2 protein-coding genes and 1 pseudogene are annotated in these 1916 nt (G+C 58.0%); all 3 read left to right on the top strand.

The genetic code is table 11. The features are described 5' to 3' along the window. Positions 1-625, top strand: a pseudogene (locus Q0510_RS22925) (acyltransferase); the annotation flags it as partial. 21 nt (positions 626-646) lie between these two features. Further along, the gene (locus tag Q0510_RS22930) at positions 647-1666 is read left to right on the top strand and encodes a histidine kinase (protein ID WP_298716972.1); all 1020 of its coding nucleotides are present in this window, start codon (positions 647-649) and stop codon (positions 1664-1666) included. Continuing rightward, positions 1663-1916, top strand: a 254-nt coding sequence (locus Q0510_RS22935) for a response regulator (RefSeq protein WP_298716975.1), incomplete at its 3' end; no start/stop codon positions are given. The genes Q0510_RS22930 and Q0510_RS22935, both read left to right, overlap by 4 nt.

Raw genomic sequence — 1916 nt, forward strand, 5'->3', positions numbered from 1 at the left:
ATGGTTTTCGGCCATGGTACGGTCCTACCCCGCCACCAACGATCTCATACATGATTACTGCTTTTTCGTGTACTGGCTGCTGTTCGTGATCGCGGGGTTCGTTTGCATGATGCAGCCCGCCCTGATGGAAAGCCTTGAACGGAACCGGCGGTTGTCGCTCGGCGCGGGGTTCGTACTCCTGGTATTCGTCAATTATTTCCGCTGGAACGATATTGAACTGGAAAGCTGGCTGCCGGATTGGGAAAGCCACCCGCTCACGTATCTCTGGCTGGCGAGATGGCCTTTACTCTCGTGGTGCTGGGTGATGGCGCTCACGGGGTATGGCAAACGCTATCTCTCGCGCCTGAAGCCTGTGCCGGATTATGTGAACCAGTCGGTGTACCCGTTTTATATCCTGCACCAGACGGTGATCGTGATCGTGGCATATTACGTGGTGCAGACCAGCGATACCATCGGGATGAAGTACCTCTTTGTGACGGTAACGGCTTTACTGGCGTCGGTTTTCACTATCCACCTGTTTATCCGGCCTTTCGGCTGGGCGCGGTTCCTGATGGGGATGAAACTGCGCGGCGGGGAGGAAAAACCGCCGGTGGCGGCGGAGCGGCGGCAGCCGCAGGTATCCTGAAATTTGGTTAACTTGAAAGATATGAAAGGCAGACACTGGCATATGTTCTTTCCGCCGCTATACGGGCTTTGCATTTATGCGAGCATCCGGCTGGTGAACGACGTCATCTCCGGTACGCGCGCCTGGGAGCGGCACTGGAGTATCAATGCCTGGGAGCTGGGTGTGGGCTTTGTTTCGAGCTACATCTATTATGCGGCCATGGTGTGGCAGCTGCGCAGGCGGCTGGCCGGAGATCCGGGCCGCAAAGCAGGCGCCGCCCGCGAACTGGCGGAAGCCGCCCTGCTCATCGAATTGATATCCTCCGTTACGCTCATCCCCATGGCGGCGCTGACAGATGATGGTTGCCAGTGGTACGACGTGGTGAATATTTACCTCATCCCTTTGCTCTTCTGGCTTCTTTATTACGCCCTCGCCCGGGGGAACGCGTGGGTGCGGCGCAGCTATGAGCAGCAGTTGCTGATAGAGCAGATCACCAACGACAGGTTGCAGACGGAGCTCCGGTTCCTGAAGGCCCAGTATCATCCCCACTTCCTTTTCAATGCGCTTAATACGGTATATTTCCAGATGGACGACGATGTGCCCCAGGCCAAGCATACCCTCACCGCCCTCTCCGGCCTCCTGCGCTACCAGCTCTACGACCGCCAGCAAACCGTTCCCCTCTGCCGCGAGCTGCAGCATCTCGACGCTTACATCGGCCTGCAACGCCAACGCATGAACGAGCACCTGCGGCTGGAAGTGGACATCAGCGAACGCCTGGGCGACCAGCACATCTACCCGCTCCTGCTCCTCCCGCTCGTGGAAAACGCTTTCAAATACGCTGGCGGAGATTATTGGATCACCATATCGGCACAACTGGAGGGTGATACGCTCGTCTTTACCGCCGCCAATGCCAAGCCTCCCATCGCCGCTACCGCAAAAGACGGCGGCATCGGCCTGGAGAACCTCCGCAGGCGGCTGGCGCTGCTGTACCCCGATCGCCATTCCCTCGAAACCCACGACCAGCCCGGTTCCTATTCCGCTACTTTAAAAATCGAATTATGAAAATACGCTGCGCGATCACCGACGATGAGCCCCAGGCCCGCAAAGGCCTCCGCGGTTATGTGGAACAGATCCCTTTCCTGGAACTGGCCGGCGTCTGCGAAAACGCCATGGACCTCAACGAGCTCCTGCGCGCGCAGGAAGTCGACCTGCTCTTCCTCGACATCGAAATGCCTTACATCAGCGGCATCGATCTGCTCAAAAGCCTCCCCCGCCCGCCGAAAGTCATCTTCACCACCGCATTCGAAGAATA

Origin of the sequence: uncultured Chitinophaga sp. (genome assembly GCF_937874145.1) — a bacterium.
In the GTDB taxonomy this organism is placed as follows: Bacteria; Bacteroidota; Bacteroidia; order Chitinophagales; family Chitinophagaceae; genus Chitinophaga.

Excerpts from the sequence above, each read along its gene's own strand:
- Q0510_RS22930 (WP_298716972.1), top strand. The coding sequence starts at position 647 with ATGAAAGGCAGACACTGGCATATGTTCTTTCCGCCGCTATACGGGCTT.